This window comes from Sphingomonas aracearum, assembly GCF_003345355.1.
In the GTDB taxonomy this organism is placed as follows: Bacteria; Pseudomonadota; Alphaproteobacteria; order Sphingomonadales; family Sphingomonadaceae; genus Sphingomonas; species Sphingomonas aracearum.
In genome coordinates this window covers 79,514-93,997 of sequence record NZ_QQNB01000004.1, presented here as the reverse complement: position 1 = coordinate 93,997, position 14,484 = coordinate 79,514, and the positions used below count along the sequence as shown (strand labels likewise).

General features: G+C 64.3%; 18 protein-coding genes and 1 pseudogene. 12 read left to right on the top strand and 7 right to left on the bottom strand.

The features are described 5' to 3' along the window. Positions 1-16: 16 nt before the first annotated feature. The 8 genes and pseudogenes from DVW87_RS16115 (at position 17) to DVW87_RS16080 (ending at position 6,284) form a co-directional block, all read left to right on the top strand. Positions 17-586 (top strand): recombinase family protein, encoded by a 570-nt coding sequence (locus DVW87_RS16115; RefSeq protein ID WP_114688845.1) that lies wholly within the window; start codon positions 17-19, stop codon positions 584-586. Between the two features lie 11 nt (positions 587-597). Further along, positions 598-1,380 (top strand): helix-turn-helix domain-containing protein, encoded by a 783-nt coding sequence (locus DVW87_RS16110; RefSeq protein WP_114688844.1) that lies wholly within the window; start codon positions 598-600, stop codon positions 1,378-1,380. A gap of 51 nt (positions 1,381-1,431) precedes the next feature. Further along, positions 1,432-2,802 (top strand): annotated as a pseudogene (locus DVW87_RS16105) (multicopper oxidase domain-containing protein); the annotation flags it as partial. A 23-nt stretch (positions 2,803-2,825) separates the two neighbouring features. Then, a complete protein-coding gene (locus DVW87_RS16100) occupies positions 2,826-4,004 on the top strand; it encodes a copper resistance protein B (RefSeq protein ID WP_174236674.1) in 1,179 nt (392 codons plus the stop codon). Further along, positions 3,995-4,732 carry a PepSY domain-containing protein gene (locus tag DVW87_RS16095; protein WP_066779346.1) on the top strand — a complete coding sequence of 246 codons (738 nt, stop codon included), beginning with the start codon at positions 3,995-3,997 and terminating at the stop codon, positions 4,730-4,732. Before DVW87_RS16100 ends, DVW87_RS16095 begins: the two co-directional genes overlap by 10 nt. 47 nt (positions 4,733-4,779) lie before the next feature. Beyond that, positions 4,780-5,379, top strand: coding sequence for a DUF305 domain-containing protein (locus tag DVW87_RS16090; RefSeq protein WP_197420567.1), 600 nt, complete (start codon positions 4,780-4,782; stop codon positions 5,377-5,379). Positions 5,380-5,454: 75 nt separating this feature from the next. After that, positions 5,455-5,829, top strand: a complete 375-nt coding sequence (locus DVW87_RS16085) for a DUF305 domain-containing protein (protein ID WP_066779343.1) — start codon at positions 5,455-5,457, stop codon at positions 5,827-5,829. Positions 5,830-5,888: 59 nt separating this feature from the next. Further along, a complete protein-coding gene (locus DVW87_RS16080; RefSeq protein ID WP_239017965.1) occupies positions 5,889-6,284 on the top strand; it encodes a DUF411 domain-containing protein in 396 nt (131 codons plus the stop codon). Between the two features lie 166 nt (positions 6,285-6,450). On the opposite strand, the gene DVW87_RS18395 is transcribed toward DVW87_RS16080, so the two are convergent. The 5 genes from DVW87_RS18395 to DVW87_RS16060 form a co-directional block, all read right to left on the bottom strand. After that, positions 6,451-6,702: a hypothetical protein gene (locus DVW87_RS18395; RefSeq protein WP_239017964.1), complete on the bottom strand. Its 252-nt coding sequence runs from the start codon at positions 6,700-6,702 to the stop codon at positions 6,451-6,453. Continuing rightward, the gene (locus DVW87_RS16075) at positions 6,684-7,421 is read right to left on the bottom strand and encodes an AAA family ATPase (protein WP_239017963.1); all 738 of its coding nucleotides are present in this window, start codon (positions 7,419-7,421) and stop codon (positions 6,684-6,686) included. The genes DVW87_RS18395 and DVW87_RS16075 overlap by 19 nt, the downstream gene beginning before the upstream one ends. After that, positions 7,421-9,082 (bottom strand): DDE-type integrase/transposase/recombinase, encoded by a 1,662-nt coding sequence (locus tag DVW87_RS16070; RefSeq protein WP_114688843.1) that lies wholly within the window; start codon positions 9,080-9,082, stop codon positions 7,421-7,423. Before DVW87_RS16070 ends, DVW87_RS16075 begins: the two co-directional genes overlap by 1 nt. Next, positions 9,082-9,726 (bottom strand): recombinase family protein, encoded by a 645-nt coding sequence (locus DVW87_RS16065; RefSeq protein ID WP_114688842.1) that lies wholly within the window; start codon positions 9,724-9,726, stop codon positions 9,082-9,084. Before DVW87_RS16065 ends, DVW87_RS16070 begins: the two co-directional genes overlap by 1 nt. Before the next feature lie 192 nt (positions 9,727-9,918). After that, positions 9,919-10,359: a MerR family transcriptional regulator gene (locus DVW87_RS16060; RefSeq protein ID WP_114688841.1), complete on the bottom strand. Its 441-nt coding sequence runs from the start codon at positions 10,357-10,359 to the stop codon at positions 9,919-9,921. Positions 10,360-10,434: 75 nt separating this feature from the next. On the opposite strand from DVW87_RS16060, the gene DVW87_RS16055 reads away from it, so the two are divergent. From DVW87_RS16055 to DVW87_RS16040, 4 genes are read left to right on the top strand one after another with little or no spacing between them, the layout of a single operon-like run. After that, positions 10,435-10,824 carry a mercuric transporter MerT family protein gene (locus DVW87_RS16055; protein WP_114688840.1) on the top strand — a complete coding sequence of 130 codons (390 nt, stop codon included), beginning with the start codon at positions 10,435-10,437 and terminating at the stop codon, positions 10,822-10,824. 10 nt (positions 10,825-10,834) lie between these two features. Next, positions 10,835-11,158 (top strand): heavy-metal-associated domain-containing protein, encoded by a 324-nt coding sequence (locus tag DVW87_RS16050; RefSeq protein WP_114688839.1) that lies wholly within the window; start codon positions 10,835-10,837, stop codon positions 11,156-11,158. A 30-nt stretch (positions 11,159-11,188) separates the two neighbouring features. Beyond that, positions 11,189-11,416 carry a GDCCVxC domain-containing (seleno)protein gene (locus DVW87_RS18520; protein ID WP_317892284.1) on the top strand — a complete coding sequence of 76 codons (228 nt, stop codon included), beginning with the start codon at positions 11,189-11,191 and terminating at the stop codon, positions 11,414-11,416. A 41-nt stretch (positions 11,417-11,457) separates the two neighbouring features. After that, a complete protein-coding gene (locus DVW87_RS16040) occupies positions 11,458-12,804 on the top strand; it encodes a dihydrolipoyl dehydrogenase family protein (protein ID WP_114688838.1) in 1,347 nt (448 codons plus the stop codon). Between the two features lie 262 nt (positions 12,805-13,066). Here the strand turns inward: DVW87_RS16040 and DVW87_RS16035 are convergent, their stop codons facing one another. After that, complete coding sequence (locus tag DVW87_RS16035) at positions 13,067-13,288, bottom strand: hypothetical protein (RefSeq protein WP_058733717.1); 222 nt, start codon at positions 13,286-13,288, stop codon at positions 13,067-13,069. Between the two features lie 415 nt (positions 13,289-13,703). Continuing rightward, positions 13,704-14,471: a MauE/DoxX family redox-associated membrane protein gene (locus DVW87_RS16030; protein ID WP_444544615.1), complete on the bottom strand. Its 768-nt coding sequence runs from the start codon at positions 14,469-14,471 to the stop codon at positions 13,704-13,706. Between the last annotated feature and the right edge of the window lie 13 nt (positions 14,472-14,484).

The following is a 14,484-nucleotide window of genomic DNA, read 5'->3' as shown; positions in this document are numbered from 1 at the left end:
TTGGGAGACGCGAGGGATGGGCGGTATTCTGGGCTATGCCCGCGTCAGCACCGGCGACCAGGACGTCGCAGGCCAGCGCATGCGGTTGGAAGAGGCAGGCGCTATCCGCGTGTTCACCGACGTCATGTCGGGCAAGAGCATGGAGCGTCCCGGTCTGGCCGAACTGCTCGATTATGCCCGCAAGGGCGACACGCTGGCGATCGTCCGGCTCGACCGGCTCGGCCGGTCGCTCGGCGAACTGCTGACGACAGTGCAGATGCTGCGCGAACGCGGGATCGCGCTGCTCAGCCTGGAGGAGAAGATCGACACCTCGTCCGCTGCCGGCGAGCTGATCTTCCATGTGTTTGGGGCCATCGCCCATTTCGAGCGACGGCTGATCTCCGAGCGCACCCGCGACGGTATTGCCGCGGCGCGGGCGAAAGGGAAGCTCCCCGGTCGGCAGCCACTAGATGGCGACAAGGTTAGCGCGGCGCTCAAACTGGTCGCCGCCAGCGTTCCACCGGCCGAAGCGGCCCGCCAGCTCGGGATCGGGCGGTCTACCGTCTACCGCGAGATGAAGCGGCTTGGCATCGCGCGGCCGGCATAGGTCCGGACATTATGGCGACGCAGGATCCAACAGCCTTGAACGAGCGGGAGAAGGAAGCGCTTCGGCTGCTTCTGGTCGGACACGATGCCAAGTCGATCGCAAACACGCTTGGTCTGTCGGTCTACACGATCAACGACCGCCTCCGGGACGCAAGGCGCAAACTAGGAGTTTCCAGCAGCCGCGAGGCGGCGCGGCGTCTCGCCGAAATGGATGAGGCAGTACCCAATATCGTTGGGGCCAAAGAAATTGGGAAAGCCCAAGCGACCGTCGTCATGGAAAGGCTCGACACGCCAGCTGCGCCGCAATCGGCGGTCCATCGCTGGGCATGGTTTGCCGGAGGAATGCTCATTATGTCTCTTATCATCGCGGCTGGGGCGCTCGCGACCATGGTCGGGTCGCGCAACGACGCACAGGTTCCTGCCCAGAGTGCTGCATCTGCCGCCGCCCGCCCCGCCGAGACGGACGCCTCGTCGGCAGCTCGTTCGTGGGCTGCTCTTCTTGACGGCAGGCAGTGGGACGCAAGCTGGCGCGCTGCGGGCTCGATGTTCAAGTCGCAGCTCACTTCGGCGCAATGGGCGACGACCATCCAGTCCGTCCGACAGCCGCTCGGACGTGTTTCGTCACGCACCTTGCAGAGCGTGGTGCAGACGAAAACGCTGCCCGGTGCGCCGGCAGGCGATTATCAGGTGCTTCAGTTCCAGACCCGCTTCGCCACGAAGCCGGACGCCGTAGAAACCATCGTGCTCGCTCGCGAGAAAGGAGGCTGGCGTGTCAGCGGATATTTCATCCGCTGACCTCTGGGATGCACTTACCGTTGTTTAGCGTGGGATCAGCGCCTCGCCCTCTACTTCAACCGCCAGCGCCAGACCCTGGCCGGGCTTCTCGCCGGCAAGGATCAGTCGCTGAAAGAGCGGTTGGAGTGGGGCAAGATGCGGATGGACCCCGCCGACGTCGCCGACGTCACGGGCTCGGTCTACACCTACCTGGTCAACGGCTACGGCCCCAAGGACAATTGGACCGCGCTATTCCGCCCCGGCGAGCGGGTGCGGCTGCGCTTCATCAACGCCTCGTCGATGACCACCTTCAACGTCCGCATTCCGGGCCTGCCGATGACGATCGTCGCGGCCGACGGCTTGAACGTGCGCCCGGTCGAGATCGACGAGTTCCAGTTCGGCCCGGCCGAGACCTATGACGCGATCGTCACCCCGCCCGACCTGCGCGCCTATACGCTGGTCGGTGAGAGCATCGATCGCTCCGGCATGGCCCGCGCGACGCTCGCTCCGCGCGAGGGCATGGCGGCCGAGGTGCCCCCGCTCCGCAAGCGCCCGCTCGCGACCATGAAGGACATGGGCATGGGCGGCATGGATCATGGCACGATGGACCACGGCGGCATGAATCATGGCGCCATGGGCGGCGCTGCGGGTTCGATGTCCGGCATGGACCATGCTGCGATGGGGCATGGCGCGGGCACCGGCGCGATGCCGGGTATGGATCATTCCCAAATGAACCACGGCGCGGCCGGCACCGCGGCAGGCGGCATGGCAGGCATGGACCACGGCCAGGCTCAGGGCGGCGCGATGGCCGGTATGGACCATGGCTCCGGCACGATGCCGGCGATGAACGGCGATCAGATGGGCGGGATGGACATGGGCGGCATGAGCCATTCCATGCGAGATTTCAGCAATGCCCCCGAGGTTAAGAAGGGACCGGGCGTGCAGACCATCTCGCCGATGCCGGTCGATCGGACCGGCGATCCCGGGCAGGGGCTGGAGAATGTCGGGCATCGCGTTCTCACCTATCGCGACCTGATGGCGCTCGACCGCAACCCGGACACACGCGCACCGGAGCGGGAGATCAAGCTCCACCTCACCGGCAACATGGAGCGCTATATGTGGGGCTTCGACGGCGAGAAGCTGTCGGAGAACCCCGACCCGATCACGCTGCTTCACGGCGAGCGGGTACGGGTGACGCTCATCAACGACACGATGATGGGACATCCGATCCACATCCACGGCCACTTCTTCGACCTGGTGACCGGCAAGGGCGCCTACGCCCCCCGAAAGCATACGGTGCTGGTGCAGCCGGGAGGCACGGTGAGCTGGGACGTGACTGGCGAGGAAGGCGACTGGGCCTTCCACTGCCACATGCTCTACCACATGCACGCGGGCATGATGCGCGTTGTCCAGGTCCGCAAGGCCGGGGAGGCCGCGGCGTGATCCGGTCGCTCCTCCTCGCCGGTATGGCGCCGCTCGGCCTTGCGACACCCGCATTCGGGCAGACCATGGACCATTCCATGCACAACATGCCGGGCATGACGATGCCGGCAAAGCCGGCCGCCAAGCCGAAGGCGAAAGCCGCGGCCAAGTCCGCGACTAAGCGTAAGGCTCCCGTCCGACGCACCGCGCCGCGGCGCGCGCAACCGGCGAAGACGCAGGCTGCCGACCCTCATGCCGGGCATGACATGAGCGGGATGCAGGGAATGGATATGAGCGGTCAGCAGCAGGCTGCGCCCACCCAGAACCCGCACGCCGGTCACGATATGTCTGCTATGCCGGGCATGGCAGCATCGACAGGTGCGGGGCAGGACCCGCATGCCGGCCACGACATGAGCACGATGCCGGGCATGGCGATGCCCGGCGATCAGCCCGCTGCCAAGGTCGGAACCGACCTTCCCCCCGGCAACAAGCCCGCTCCCGCTCCGGCCGGGGACCACCTCGCCGATCGTTTCTGGGGCGCGGACGCCATGGCCAGCTCGCGCGAGAACGATCTACGCCGCGAGCATGGCGGAATGACCGTCTATCAGATCCTCTTCAATCTCGCCGAATATCAGGCTCGCAAGGGTGGCGACGGCTATCGCTGGGATGGCGAGGCCTGGATCGGGGGCGACATCAATCGCTTTACGCTAAAGAGCGAGGGCGAAGGCACGTTCGGCAAGCCGCTCGAACAGGCCGAGGTGCAGGCGCTCTACAGCCGCGCGCTCGATCCATACTGGAACCTTCAGGCGGGCGTTCGCTACGACTTCAAGCCCAACCCCTCGCGCACCTACGCGACGGTAGGGATCGAGGGGCTGGCCCCCGGTTGGTTCGAGGTGGAGGGCGCATTGTTCCTCTCCGACAAGGGCGACGTGCTTGGCCGTGCGGAGGGCTATTACGACCAGCGCATCACCAACTGGTTCGTGCTCCAGCCTAGGGTGGAGGCCAATTTCTCCGCGCAGGACGTGCCCGAGACCGGCACCGGCTCCGGGCTCACGGACCTCGAGGCCGGGCTTCGGCTTCGCTACGAGGGCCGGCGCGAGTTCGCGCCCTACATCGGCGTGTCGTGGGAGCGGCAGTTCGGCGACACCGCGCGCTTCACCCGCGCACGCGGTGACAATACGGGCGGCTTCAGCTTCGTCGCGGGCGTGAGGACCTGGTTCTGAGCCCGCGGCTCCGCCTCCATGTCGGGGCAAGCAAGGTTCACCGCTGGCTTGCGCTCCTGATCGGGGCGCAGGCGATCGTCTGGTTCACCAGCGGGCTCGTCATGAGCCTGCTGCCGATCGACACCGTGCATGGCGATCACCGGATCGACCGGAACGTCGAACCGGCCCTGATCGCCACTCAGGATTTCGCGCCCGTCCCTGCCCTTCTCGCATCGGCCGGAGCGCCGGTGCGTCAGCTCCAGCACCGGATGCTGCTGGGGCGGCCGATCGTCGAAGCCCAGCTCGGCGACGGCAAGGTGCGTTTGCTGGACGCCCGCACCGCAAAGCCGCTGCCCCCGGTCGACGGCCCGGCCGCAGCGCTGATCGCAAGGCAGGCGTATCGCGGCGAAACTGGTTCGGCGCCCGTCGTCGAGCGGATCGAGCGCCCCAGCACCGAGTACCGCGGTGCCCTCCCCGCCTGGCGTGCTTCCTTCCCCGACACCGACGGAACCCGCATCTACGTCGCGGCGGAGACTGGCCGGCTGACATCGGTGCGAACCGGCACGTGGCGGCTCTACGACTTCTTCTGGGGACTCCACATCATGGATTGGACCGAGCACGAACGGTTCAACACGCCGTGGCTCAACGCCTTCGCAGCGGGGGGACTCGTGTTCGCCGTCGCCGGGGCAATCCTGCTCTTCATGCGCTGGCCCCGTCGACGCCGCAGAAAAGCTCAAGGGGTCCGCTAGAGAGCCGCGTATCCTTCAGTGGGTGGGGCCGAACAGGAGAGCGCGACATGGACCACGACCCCAATTCCAAACAGGGCGGCGCTATGGGGATGAGCTACGGGCGCTTCGCCGCGATGATCGTGACGTCGACGGTCGTGATGTTCGGCCTCATGTATCTCAACACTTACGCGCTGAGCCACGTCGAATACAGCCAGACCAGGACATGGATGGCGATCGTTATGGGCGCCGTGATGGCGCTCATCATGATCGGCTTCATGTGGAGCATGTACCCCAACCGGAAGGCCAATCTCGGCATCGTGGCGGCCTCGATCGTGGTGTTCGCCGGCGCCTTGTGGCTTGTCCGCAGCCAGGAGACGGTCGGCGACGTCGCGTATATGAAGGCCATGATCCCGCATCACTCGATCGCGATCATGACCAGCGAGCGAGCGCACATCAAAGACCCCGAGGTGCGCAAGCTCGCAGACGGGATCATCGACGCCCAGGTCCGCGAGATCGCGCAGATGAAGCGCTACATCGCTCGGCTCGAGGCGCACCCGACGCCCGATAATGCGCCCGACCTCCCCTCCTATCGCGACAAGCAGGTGCCTCCCCCGCCCCCCGAAACCGACGAGAGCGTCGGCATCAACACGCTTCAGCCGATCCGCTGAGCAACATCGCTTGAGGGCTAATCGTTTGAAGCCCGTATCCCTGTTGAGCGGGGGCTTTGACGCAGGAGCGACACGATGAAGAAGATGATGATTTTGGCCGTCGCGGCCGCCCTCGGCGCGGTCCCCGCGGTCGCCCAGATGCAGGGCATGGACCATTCCGGCATGAACCATGGGCAGATGATGCGGCCGACGCCGGCGAACCCGTACCCGCAGGCCGAGATGGACATGCATCAGAAGATGATGTCGGCGATGGGTGCGGATGCCACCGAGACGTGGGTCCGCAAGATGGTCGAGCACCACCGTGGCGGCATCGCCATGTCGCGTATCGTGCTGCGCGAAACCAAGGATCCCAAGGTTCGCCAGATGGCCACCAAGACGATCGCAGAGCAGACCCGCGAGATCGGCGAGTTGAACGCCTGGCTGCGGGCGCATGGCAAGAGCGCCCAGTAATCGACTATCGTCCCTCCCCCCGTCACCGTGCGGGGGGATGGCCACCCGGGAACTCAGATATGGATCGCTTTCGCCTTCTCGCCGCCGCGCTGGCGTGCGCTACCCCTGCGGGGGCTCTCGCTGCAGGTCCCGTCCTGATGCATCGCGACCCGGGTTGCCCCTGTTGCGAGAAATGGGCGCAGCAGGTGAAGGCGCAGTTCGGCCGCGCCGTCCGCGTCGTCGACGATGCGAACCGGCCGGCGTTCATGAAGGCACGCGGTGTACCTCAGGACCTCGCCTCGTGTCACACTGCCATCATCGACGGTATGACCTTCGAGGGCCACGTCCCGATCGCCGACATGAAGCGCGCCCTTGCCACGCATCCGAAGGGCGTCACCGGCCTCGCTGTCGCCGGAATGCCGATGGGCTCACCCGGCATGGAAATGCCGGGCATGAAGGCCCAGGCCTATGTGTAGCGGCTCGCAATGATGGTCGCCCGGAACTGTAATAAACAAGGCTTCTGCGCTCGGATTACGTGAGACGCTGACGATCGGCGGGCGCACGATCGTTGAGACACAAATCACATTCGCGGTGACGGACGCGAGATGTTCGCGGAGCGGTGCAGGATCGCTGAGTCAGCGGTCAAAGCGGCAGTCCTGCGGCGCGCATATCGTCAGTCAGCTCGCGCGCTCGTGCCGGATCGAGCCCGCCTCGAATCAGTTGGCGGATTTCCGCTGGCTTAGCGTCGAACTGGTCTGCCAGGCTCTTCGTGTCGTATCCGTGCCGGGTGAGTTGGGGTTCGAGGTCATCGATCTGGCGTGACAGGACGCCCTCGACAGTCGCAGCATCGATCGGTTTCACGCTGGCCTCGAACCCTACTTCGAACGCGCGCACGAGATGGCGGCCGATCTGGAGCGGGTCTTGAGCTTGACGGCGAGCAGGATCGCGGCGTCCTCGGTCAGCACGGCATCCGGTTCGATCCCAGGTGACAGCGCGGTGCGCAATGCCCAATCGATATAGTCGCGCTGCCGATCACGCAGGCCGCCAAACTCGAACACGGTCGTCCGGTCGCCGATCTCCTCCATCAATGGGCGCTTGAGGTCGTTGCGCAGTTTGGGATGGCCAACGAGGACCACGGCCAGTTGGCCACCGCCCTCGGTGACAAGCTCGACGAGGCGTTTGAGCGCGGTCAGGGTCTTTGGGTGAAGGTCGTGCGCGTCGTCGACGAACAGCGCGACCGGCCGCTTGGCCTTGCGGAACAGCTCCTGCAAATCGCGTTCCCGCCGTTCCGACTGGCTGGGGATCGAGACGGTCTTCTCGGATGACAGGTCGTAGAACAGGGCTGCGACCAGCAGCGGCACCGATATTTTCGCCTTCTCCAAGCTGAGCGCCCGCGACACGATTACGCGACCCTCGCGCTCCAGTTCCTCGCGCAGTCGCCGCGTCAGCACGGTCTTGCCCGAGCCGATGGTGGCGGTGAGCGCGATCAGGCGTCCGCCCGTGATTGCGGTCTTCAGATCATGGGTAAGTTGGGCATGATGCTCGGTCTCGAAAAAGCCGAGATCAACCGGAGGCCGTGCCAGGCCGTAATAGCGCATCACCTCGGTCTGCATCAGCCGCTCCGTCTATGACCGGGCGGGAATCGCCTGCGGATTTCATCCATCACCTCGGGCTTGGATAGCGTGCGCGCGAGCAGCGCGTCGATGAAGGCTCGGTCCTCCTCGCAAAGCCCGCCCAGCGGCAAGCGCAGCTCCTCGGATATGGCGAAGCGTGCCTTGAGCGGCGTGGCGAAGGTGAGTTCGGCGAACGGGTCGGGATCGGCAAATGGCCGAGCGGGCACGGGCGCGATGCCATCGGCAGGCTTCCGGCCGATCACCACAATGTCGTCCTCGCCCGTCAAAACCGAGCGGGGTATCCCGATCCTCGTGGCCAGCGCATCGACCCGATCGGCGCGGACCTCGCGGCGGCTTTTGCGATGCTTCCGATAACGATGCAGCGGCACCGGCCCTCCGACAGGATCGAACGGGCCGTACCGCTCCTCGCCATGCTCGATCCATAGCTCCTGATCAAACAGACCCCACCAGACGACGACGGTTTCGCCGGCCACTTCGGACGTGACCTCATAGGTGACGCCGGCCACGGTCAGACGGCAGTCGAGGCCGACCTTGCGGCGTTCGGGTTCTCGCGCGAACGCGCAGTATCGTTCCCAACTGCACATGGCGCGAATGCCGCCATCGGGCAGATGGCTGAGCCAGTCGTCGATTCGGGAATGCGGCTCGCGACGATGGTCGCCGCTGTTGTAGGTGGCGATGTAGCGCGCCAGCCTGCGATTAGCCTCCTCCTCGCTGGCGGGTTCGTGGAAGTGATACAGCGTCTCGTGCGCTTCCTTGACGGTGCGGAACGGCCGTTCGACCTTGCCCTTGGCGCGCGCGGTCGTGCGGCGTCCGTCCGACCCTGCCGGCATGTGCGGGGTGACTGTGATCCCGAGACATTCCATGACCCGCTTGAACACGCTCGATTTGCCGACCGGGCCGCCATCGAGCTGAATGTTCTCCGGGATGCCTTCGAACGGATTGCCCTCCTTCGGTGCCATCGCCCGGAACAGAAAACGCAGCGCCGCCTCAGCATCCTCACCATAGACGAGCGCATATTCCTGATAGACGACGCCCGATCGGTCATCGACCACCGAGAACAGCATCAACGTGGGCGCGCCGTTGCGATCGGGATCGATCCAGGTCGGAGCCTTCAGCTGCTTGAGGTCCGAGGGGCTCATATCGAAATGCCAGAGCATGTTGGCGCGTTCGGCTTGGTAGCGCACCGCAGCCGGCTCGCGTGTCATGCGCTCGGTATCGTACCCGCGTTGCCGCATGTGCCGGTTAAGGGTCGAGGCCGCCAACCGTCCTGGCGGCAGTTTCACCAGACCGCGATCGGGGGTCTCGACGCCGTGTTCGGTGACGATTTCGAGGATACGCTTCGTCGAGAGGCGACGGCCCTGCCGGTTGGTCGTGCGGCTCTTCATTGCCGCGACGACCTCGCACCACCACTCGATCTCGTCGGCAGACATGGTGCGCGACTGGCCCCGATGGGCGCGGTGTGCGTCCTTCGGCCGTCGCTTGCCGCGCAACAGCCGGTAGAGCGTGGCGCGGCTGATGTCGTAGAGTTTGGCGGTCGATGCCATTAGCGGCTGCCGCTCGGGATGCCTTGCCGGCAGCGCCGCCAACCGACGCCGGAGCGTCACGATCGCCTCGATGGGGACCGTGACGCCCGCGCTCATTATGCGGCCTGGCTTTGCAATTGCCGGGTCGAGCCAGCGTCGAGCAACGCCTGCCCCGGTGCCTTCGGACTGCCGTCGCCGTTGACGTAGACATAGAGCGTGGTGGTCGTGATCCCGAGACGCTTGGCGACATCGGCCGCGACGGCACCCCGATCGAACATCGCCGCCATCGCCATCGTCAGCGTCGCTCGGTTCATCTTGCGCGGTCGACCGCCCATGCGGCCACGCGCGCGCGCCGCGGCAAGGCCGGCATGGGTGCGCTCCGCGATCAGCTCGCGCTCGAACTCAGCGAACGCCGCGAAGATGCCGAAAGCGAGACGGCCATTGGCAGACGTCGTGTCGATTTGCGCGCCTGCACCGGCCAGTACCTTCAACCCGATGCCGCGTGACCGGAGATCCTCGGCCGTCGTCACGAGGTGGCGCAGATCGCGGCCAAGCCGGTCCAGCTTCCAGATGACCAGCGTGTTGCCCGGCTGAAGCGCCTTTAGGCAGGCGGTGAGGCCCGGCCGCGCGTCGTGCCGACCTGATGCCATATCCTCATAGATGCGCGATGGATCGATGCCGGCCGCGTGCAGCTCGTCGCGCTGTGGCTCCAGCGTTTGCGTGCCGTCCGACTTGGACACCCGGATATAGCCGATGAGCAATGCGTACCTCGCCAGAAAAGACCGTCGGCATGGTGCAAGATAGCACTGGTTTCCACAACGGGCTTTCTTGTTATTTTCGAAACCCCGGAGGCGGCACTTGCCCCACCGCCAGAAAACCGCTCGTTTTTCTTGCAGTGCAAAGACCGCTCCGATCGACGAATTTGCCGGTGACAGCCTGAAACTACGGGGTACTTAGTCGGCCATGGATGTTTGCGGTCTGTCATCGACCAGAGCGTCCATCACCGGGCAGGTTGGGGCGTTGCCGCCATCACAACGGGCCGACACGTCAGCAAGCGTCTTTTCCAAGCGACGAAGGTCAGCGATCTTCCGCTTCACGTCTTCAAGATGTCGCTCCGTAAGTGTAAGCACCTCGCCGCATGTGTAATTATGAGAATCTGATAGGCTAAGAAGACTGCGAAGCTGTTCCACGGAAAAGCCCAGTTCACGCGCGCGCAAAATAAAGCCGAGCCGAGCCTGATCTTTGGGCGAATAAACCCTGTGTCCACCGTCAGTCCGATCGGGTGGTTCGAGCAGCGCGATATTCTCGTAATATCGGATCGTCTCGATGTTGCATTCAAACCGCTTCGCCAGCGCGCCCCGTTTGAGAGGCTGATTGGCGGCAGAGAATGGCATCGCAAAATTACCCCTTGAACCTGTAGCTGCTACAGAGCTTACATGATGGGTGAGTTGGATTCGAGAGCAAAACCTATGGCCGAGATACGACTGAGCAACGGCCGAGTGAAAGCGCGCGGCGATGGTCGCAGCGGCTGGCTCGCCGCAGGCGGCATCGTGGGGGCGGTGTTGGCGTCCTCGTGCTGCGTCATTCCCCTGGTCTTGGTGACGCTGGGTGTGTCAGGCGCGTGGATCGGCAGCCTTACGGCGCTTGAACCCTATGAACCTTATTTCGTGGCCGCAACGCTCGCCCTCCTCGCAGGCGGCTTCTGGCATGTCTATTTCCGCAACAAGCCCGATTGCGCCGATGGCAGCTATTGTGCCCAACCGAAATCGTCGATCGTCACCAAGTCAGCACTCTGGGGTGGGACGATACTCGTTGCGCTCGCCTTGACGATGCGATGGTGGGCACCCCTGTTCTATTAGGAGAAATGAGATGAAACGCCATTTGACTGCTGCCGCTCTCGCGCTGAGCGGCGTCGCTGGCATTGCCACGATAGCGATCGCGACCCCCTCACGGTCGGTTGCTGCGCGTACGACCGAGCAGACGAGGACGTTCGCGATCGGGAACATGACTTGCCCGACCTGCCCGATTTCCGTAAAAACCGCGATGAGCCGGGTTGCGGGCGTCAGGACGGTCAAGGTGGACTTCGACACCAAGACCGCCGTTGTCACCTATAATGCGTCGATCGCCACGCCTGCAAAGATTGCTGCCGCCTCTACTGATGTTGGCTATCCGGCAAAGCTTAGCAGCAACTAATCTTCGCGAGTCGTGGCGGATAGGTGAAAGATGCTTATGGAATTACAATCCACGCTGACGTGCCCGAAATGTGGTCACGTTGAAACCGAAACGATGCCGACCGACGCCTGTCAGTTCTTTTACGACTGCAAGGGTTGCGCGGTAGTGCTTCGCCCGAACGCGGGCGATTGCTGCGTTTTCTGTTCCTTCGGCACCGTGCCATGTCCACCGATACAAGAGGCTCGCGCTACCGGGTCGGAGCCGACGTGCTGCGGTTAGCCATTATCGCTCAATGCTAGGAACGCAGCTGGAGAGACCGGATGGCTCAAAATTACGACCTGATCGTCATCGGTGCTGGGACCGCTGCCCGTGTCGCGGCCATGCGCGTCCGCAAGGCGGGCAAGAGCGTCGCCGTGATCGACAGCCGCCCCTATGGCGGAACCTGTGCGCTGCGCGGTTGTGACCCGAAGAAGATGCTGCGGAACGGGGCCGCGGTTGTCGATGACGTTCGGCGAATGCACGGCAAGGGGGTGATCGGCGACGCCGGCATCGACTGGCGGGAACTGATGGCGTTCAAGCGCACCTTCACCGACCCCGTGCCGGAGAAACACGAACGCAGCTACAGGGACGCTGGTATCGACACCTATCATGGGCAGGTCCGGTTCACCGGCCCGAACAGCCTCACCGTGGAGGGGGAGGCGCTGGTCGGCCGGCATATTCTTATAGCGAGCGGAGCCGAGCCGGTGCCGTTGGGCCTGCCCGGCGAAGAACACGTCATCGACAATGAGGCTTTTCTGGCTTTGGAGCGCTTGCCGCGCCGCATTCTGCTCGTCGGTGGCGGCTACATCGCTGCCGAGTTTTCGACGATCGCTGCGAACGCGGGTGCTGAGGTCACTATCCTCCAAAAAGGGCCGCGCATGTTGACCGGCTTCGACGCTGATCTGGTAGGCTGGCTGATGCCGCGCTTCCGCGAAGTCGGAATCAACGTGCAGCTCAATACTACGGTCGAAGCGGTCGAGGCAGGAGGCGACGGGTTCGTTGTCCGCGCTTCGGCCGATGGAGAAAGCAAGACGTTCGAGGCCGATCTTGTTGTCCACGCTGCCGGCCGCGTGCCGGCGCTGGAAGCGCTCGATCTCGACGTGGCGAACATCGCGCGCGACAGGGGCCGTCCCAAGCTTAACGAGTATCTGCAAAGCGTGTCGAACCCGGCGATCTATGTGGCCGGCGACTCGGCCCAGGTAGGGCCGCCATTGACCCCGGTATCGAGCCATGACGGAAAGGTGGTCGCCGGCAACATCCTTGAAGGCAATCATCTTCGACCGGACTACCGGGGCGTGCCGAGCGTCGCCTTCACGCTCCCGCCGATCGCATCTGTTGGTCTGAGCGAAGCGGAAGCCCGCGACAATGGACTTCGTTTTCGGGTGAAGAGCAAGCTGGTCCCCGACTGGTATACAGCGCGGCAGGCGGCGGAAACGATCTACGGCTTCAAGGTCCTGGTGGATGAAGGAACCGACATAGTGCTTGGTGCTCACCTGGTCGGGCCGCACGTCGAGGAAACGATCAACCTGTTCGCGCTCGCGATCCGCCACGGTATTACGGCCGACGCCCTCAAAACTACGATGTTCGCCTATCCAACCGGTGCCTCGGATATCGGGTACATGCTATAAGGAGTGTAGCGGCCGCTGTTCGTGAGCGACCTGGTTGTCATTGCGCGCCCGTCGCACCGAACGTGATTTGAGTCTCAAAGAACGTGCGTCGAACGATCGCCCGCGTCTCGCTTAATTCGAGCGCCATAGACCTCCTTATTGCAGTTTCGGGCGAGATACAGTGCAAGTCGCTACACCTATGACGTGATCGCGTTTGGGCTGAGCGGCCGCAGAGTGTTCGCCCGCCATTGAAAAAGGGAGGCGCGAACGCCTCCCTCTCCGCTTACTTCTTCTGCATGCCCGACATGTCGTGACCGGCGTGCTCGCCGTGCTTCATGTCCTTCATGTCGGCGCAACAATCCTTCTTCGCGCCGTCCTTGTCCTTGCAGCAGTCGGCGCCATCCTTGCAGCACTCCTTCCCGGCGCAGCAGTCAGCGGCGGCAAAGGCCGTGGCGGGAACGAGAGCGAGCGCGATGGCCGCGCCGATGAACTTGATGGTCTTCATGTGTAATTTTCCTCGAATGCACTGATTGATTGGAATCCACGTCGATCAGGCGGTTCGAGGAGGTGGCGGCGCAGGACCGCCCGAGCGACCAACAAGGGCATGAGGCTCGGGTGCGGGCAGGTTCGTCCGCACGGCGAGCTGCGGCGCGGGAGACGTGTGAACGTCGAGGACCGTCGCGATGCAGGCTCCTACGCAGTCCACCGAAGGGGCCTTTTTCACGGGCGTGGGCGGCGCTCGATCGCAATCGGCCATTCCGGCATGCGCCTCCGCAGGCGGAGCAGCCTGCGCGATGGCCTCGCACATTGGGCCCATCCGCACGAACAGCATCGCGCCCAGCAGGAGCAGCGCGAGTGTGCGGGCGAGGCGGCCGAAGCTCATGCGGCCCTTCTAGGCTGCGCCGGGACGCTGCACCAGATCAGTGCGCGACGCCCAGCACCATCCAGATCGCCATGGCGACCATCATCACGTTCTCGGTGAGCGACAGGAAGCCCAGCGGCACATTGCTGTCACCGCCCACGCACGCGCATTTCAGCTCGCGCTTGTCGACATACACGGCCTTGACGACCGAGACCGCCCCGATCGTCCCGATCACCAGCGCGATCGGCACCGACAACCAGGTCAATACGCCGGCCGCCATCAGCACGCCCGCCGCGCCTTCCGCGTAGGGGTAGATATAGGAGTATGGCACCCAGCGCTTCGCGAGCAAGTCGTAGTTGAGGAACATGGTCGCGAACTTCTCGACGTTCTGGAGCTTCAACAGCGCCAGCACACACATGGAGAAGGCGATGAACCACTCACCGGCGCGTACCGTGAAGGGTGTGCCGAGCACGGCATAGCTGGCCGCCAGCGCCATTAATGCCGTCATCGCGAACACAACCGCGACCGGCCGGTAGGTCACCGCCTTGGGGTCGGCCACGGTCTTGCCGAAAAACCGGCGCAGATCGTCGTAGCCGCCTACCCGCTCGCCACCGATGAAGGTCTGGGGTGTCGTTTTGACCCCGTGCTCGGCTTTGAATGCGTCGGTTTCCTCGCGCGTCGTCAGCCAATGGTCCTCGACCTCGTAGCCGCGTCGGTGCAGCAGGTCCTTTGCCTTCAAGCCGTAGGGGCAGGTGTGCGTCGGCATCACCATGCGGTAGATCGTTGCCTTCTTGGGCGCCGCGGTCGCCATGTTCTTCTCCACCATGTTCGCGACACCT

Bases quoted from the DNA above. Each gene is read 5' to 3' on its own strand.
- DVW87_RS16115 (WP_114688845.1), top strand. From the start codon at position 17: ATGGGCGGTATTCTGGGCTATGCCCGCGTCAGCACCGGCGACCAGGAC.
- DVW87_RS16110 (WP_114688844.1), top strand. From the start codon at position 598: ATGGCGACGCAGGATCCAACAGCCTTGAACGAGCGGGAGAAGGAAGCG.
- DVW87_RS16100 (WP_174236674.1), top strand. From the start codon at position 2,826: ATGGCGCCGCTCGGCCTTGCGACACCCGCATTCGGGCAGACCATGGAC.
- DVW87_RS16090 (WP_197420567.1), top strand. From the start codon at position 4,780: ATGGACCACGACCCCAATTCCAAACAGGGCGGCGCTATGGGGATGAGC.
- DVW87_RS16085 (WP_066779343.1), top strand. From the start codon at position 5,455: ATGAAGAAGATGATGATTTTGGCCGTCGCGGCCGCCCTCGGCGCGGTC.
- DVW87_RS16080 (WP_239017965.1), top strand. From the start codon at position 5,889: ATGGATCGCTTTCGCCTTCTCGCCGCCGCGCTGGCGTGCGCTACCCCT.
- DVW87_RS16075 (WP_239017963.1), bottom strand. From the start codon at position 7,421: ATGCAGACCGAGGTGATGCGCTATTACGGCCTGGCACGGCCTCCGGTT.
- DVW87_RS16070 (WP_114688843.1), bottom strand. From the start codon at position 9,082: ATGAGCGCGGGCGTCACGGTCCCCATCGAGGCGATCGTGACGCTCCGG.
- DVW87_RS16060 (WP_114688841.1), bottom strand. From the start codon at position 10,359: ATGCCATTCTCTGCCGCCAATCAGCCTCTCAAACGGGGCGCGCTGGCG.
- DVW87_RS16055 (WP_114688840.1), top strand. From the start codon at position 10,435: ATGGCCGAGATACGACTGAGCAACGGCCGAGTGAAAGCGCGCGGCGAT.
- DVW87_RS16050 (WP_114688839.1), top strand. From the start codon at position 10,835: ATGAAACGCCATTTGACTGCTGCCGCTCTCGCGCTGAGCGGCGTCGCT.
- DVW87_RS18520 (WP_317892284.1), top strand. From the start codon at position 11,189: ATGCTTATGGAATTACAATCCACGCTGACGTGCCCGAAATGTGGTCAC.
- DVW87_RS16040 (WP_114688838.1), top strand. From the start codon at position 11,458: ATGGCTCAAAATTACGACCTGATCGTCATCGGTGCTGGGACCGCTGCC.
- DVW87_RS16035 (WP_058733717.1), bottom strand. From the start codon at position 13,288: ATGAAGACCATCAAGTTCATCGGCGCGGCCATCGCGCTCGCTCTCGTT.
- DVW87_RS16030 (WP_444544615.1), bottom strand. From the start codon at position 14,471: ATGGTGGAGAAGAACATGGCGACCGCGGCGCCCAAGAAGGCAACGATC.